Here is a 2,847-nt window from a genome sequence, read left to right as displayed (position 1 = left end):
TGTCGGCGTACACATGAACGTCCCCACCCGCGTACGGATGAAAAGGGACAGTTGTTGATGCGGTGAGACTTGCTGCTCGGCACTCTTCTGCTTGTCGGTGAGAGGCGGCGGAAGGCGGTCAGCAATGGTCTTGGACCCGCGTCGTTGGTTGGAACTACGACGTTTTCGAAGCCTGTTGGAATCCGGGGCGATCAGCCTGTCGGAGGTCGCGAGGGAGACCCGGCTGGACCGCAAGACGGTCCGCAAGTACCTGTCGGCGCCGGGGCCGGCGACCCCGCCGCGCCGGTCGCCGAACGGGCGGTCGAAGGCGAGGGTGATCGACGAGTACGCGCCGCTGGTCGACTCGATGCTGCGAGCCGAGATCCTGATGAAGGCCGCGGTGATCCACGAGCGGCTGGTGGCGGAGTACGGGTTCGCCGGCAACTACCAGCGCGTCAAGCTCTATGTTCAGGAAGCCCGCCCGAGGGTCGCCGAGGAGCTCGGCATCACGCCGAAGGAACTCGCGGGAATGCACCGCCGGTTCGAGGTGATCCCGGGTGCTCAGGCCCAGGTGGACTGGGGCGACGAGGGCAAGATCCTCGCCCACATGGGCATCCCGAAGGTCTACTCCTTCCACATGACGCTGTCGTACTCGCGCGACCCGTTCTGCTGCTTCACCACCAGCCAGGACCTGCAGACCTTCTTCGAATGCCACCGCCGGGCGTTTGCCCACTTCGGCGGGGTGCCGATGACGATCGTCTACGACCGGACCAAGACCGTCGTCCGCCGCCACGTCGCCCCGGGCGAGGCGGTCCCGTTGCATCCGGAAGCGGTCGGGTTCGCCGGCCATTACGACTTCGACATCGACGTCCTGGCCGCCTATCGGCCCACCGGCAAGGGACGCGTCGAACGGCAGGTCCTCATCGTCCGCGACCACGTCCTGTCCGGCCGGTCCTTCTCCTCCGTCGAGGAGATGGACTCCGCCTTCGCCACCTGGGTCCCGCAGCGACGGGCTCAGGCCCACAGGACCCATCAGCAGATCATCGGAGAGCGGGCAGCCCGAGACCACGTGGCCCTCAAACCGCTGCCGGAAACCCCGTATCTGGTGGCCGAGCGGCACCTGCGGCCGGTCGGCAAGGACTGCCTGGTCGCCTTCGGCGGCAACCTCTACTCGGTGCCCGCCCGCAAGGTCCGGCCGCGTCAGCTGGTCGAGATCCGGGCCACGAAGTCGCAGGTCATGCTGCACTCCACCATGGCGAACGCCGACGGCGAGACGTTGCTGGCCACCCATCCCCGGGCGATCGGCCGCGGGGTCCGCGTCGTCGAAGAGTCCCACTGGGACGGTCTGCCCACGGGCAAGGGACGCCGGACGACCACGGGTGATGTCATGCCACGACCCCGTCGCGAGCGTCCTCTGGGCGAGGAGGCAGGACCTCTGCAGGCCCTGCTGAACAGGGCTGCGGCCACCCGCATCGAGGTCGGCCGCCGTCCGCTGTCGGTCTATGACGAGCTGACCGGAACCCGTCCCTTCACCACCCACCCGAGCACGAGGGAAACGTCTTGAGCGAGCTGGTCTCCACCCGCATCCGCAACACGGCCGGCAAGCTCGGCCTGCCCCACCTGGCCGAAACGATCAACGAGTACACCCGTCGGGCCGACGAGGGCAAGATGGGCTACCTCGACTTCCTCGACCTGGTGCTGTCCGAGGAACTGGCCGTCCGTGACGACCGCCGCTTCCGCCAGGGCCTGCGGCTGTCCCGGCTGCCGCACCACAAGACGCTCGACGAGTACGATTTTTCGTTCCAGCCGGACCTCGACCCACGGAAGGTCAAGGACCTCGCCACCCTCTCGTTCGTCGACGGCAAGGCGAATGCCGCCCTGCTCGGGCCGCCCGGGGTCGGCAAGACCCACATCGCCGTCGCTCTCGCGGTCGCGGCCTGCCGGGCCGGCTACTCGATCTACTTCACCAGCCTCGACGACATGGTCCGCAACCTCAAAGCCGCCGAGGCCGCCGGCCGCCTGACGAACAAGCTCGGCACCTACCTGCGGCCCAGCGTCCTCGTCGTCGACGAGGTCGGCTACCAGCCCCTCGAACGAGCCGAGGCGAACCTGGTCTTCCAGGTCATCTCCAAGCGCTACGAGAAGGGCTCGATCATCCTGACCTCGAACAAGACCTTCAGCGAATGGGGCCAAGTCTTCGGCGACGAGGTCCTCGCCACCGCCATCCTCGACCGACTCCTCCACCACTGCGAAGTGATCTCCATCAACGGCCCCAGCTACCGGCTGAAGAACCGGCTCAAGGCGATCGAGCGGGACAACGACGTGGCCTGACGACCCACGTCGCTTCCGGCGGCCGAGCACTTGATCAGTTGTTGATCACCCGCTGAAAGATCTCGGAGAACTCGCCGTTCTCGATCAGCCCGGCGATCACGCCGGTCATGTTGTCGATGCCCGGATTCTTGACGATCAGGCCGTCCGAGACCCAGAAGTACCGGCCCCCGAGGGCCTCGTCGGTCCCTACCCAGAGGTTCATCAGGCGCTCGACTTCCGCGACGGTGAACACGGTCGCGGTCCAACGAGATCCATCCTTCAGAGTCACGAAGACATCGACGTTGCAGACCTCGTCCAAGTCCTCACCGTCGCTGGGCAGGAACGACGCCTGGAAGTCCTCCATGCGGACCCGATACCAGGGCTCGTCCCACCCCCGCTCGATCGATTCAGACGATGTGCTGTGGCTCATCGCGCGAGTGTCCCCGGTTGGGGCATCGATCTCAACCGAGATCCTCTGCTGGGCTGCCGCTGCCCGCGGTCAGAGCTGGGGACGTTCGTCCGTACGCAACTGGGGAGAAAAGTCCGTACGCCGACACC

At 66.6% G+C, this 2,847-nt stretch carries 3 protein-coding genes; 2 read left to right on the top strand and 1 reads right to left on the bottom strand.

Annotated elements, in window-relative coordinates; translation table 11 throughout:
* Positions 1-124 precede the first annotated feature (124 nt).
* Both istA and istB read left to right on the top strand, forming a co-directional pair.
* Positions 125-1,543, top strand: coding sequence for an IS21 family transposase (gene istA / locus ACFWBQ_RS38260; protein ID WP_385508653.1), 1,419 nt, complete (start codon positions 125-127; stop codon positions 1,541-1,543).
* The gene (gene istB / locus ACFWBQ_RS38255) at positions 1,540-2,310 is read left to right on the top strand and encodes an IS21-like element helper ATPase IstB (RefSeq protein ID WP_385508651.1); all 771 of its coding nucleotides are present in this window, start codon (positions 1,540-1,542) and stop codon (positions 2,308-2,310) included. Before istA ends, istB begins: the two co-directional genes overlap by 4 nt.
* 34 nt (positions 2,311-2,344) lie before the next feature.
* On the opposite strand, the gene ACFWBQ_RS38250 is transcribed toward istB, so the two are convergent.
* Complete coding sequence (locus tag ACFWBQ_RS38250) at positions 2,345-2,719, bottom strand: hypothetical protein (RefSeq protein ID WP_385508648.1); 375 nt, start codon at positions 2,717-2,719, stop codon at positions 2,345-2,347.
* Positions 2,720-2,847: the final 128 nt, after the last annotated feature.

Origin of the sequence: Streptomyces sp. NPDC060035 (assembly GCF_042736635.1) — a bacterium.
Taxonomy (GTDB): domain Bacteria; phylum Actinomycetota; class Actinomycetes; order Streptomycetales; family Streptomycetaceae; genus Streptomyces.
Note: the sequence above shows the minus strand (reverse complement) of the source record. Positions and strands in the feature narration are given on the sequence as shown.

Bases quoted from the DNA above. Each gene is read 5' to 3' on its own strand.
- ACFWBQ_RS38250 (WP_385508648.1), bottom strand. From the start codon at position 2,719: ATGAGCCACAGCACATCGTCTGAATCGATCGAGCGGGGGTGGGACGAG.
- istA (WP_385508653.1), top strand. From the start codon at position 125: ATGGTCTTGGACCCGCGTCGTTGGTTGGAACTACGACGTTTTCGAAGC.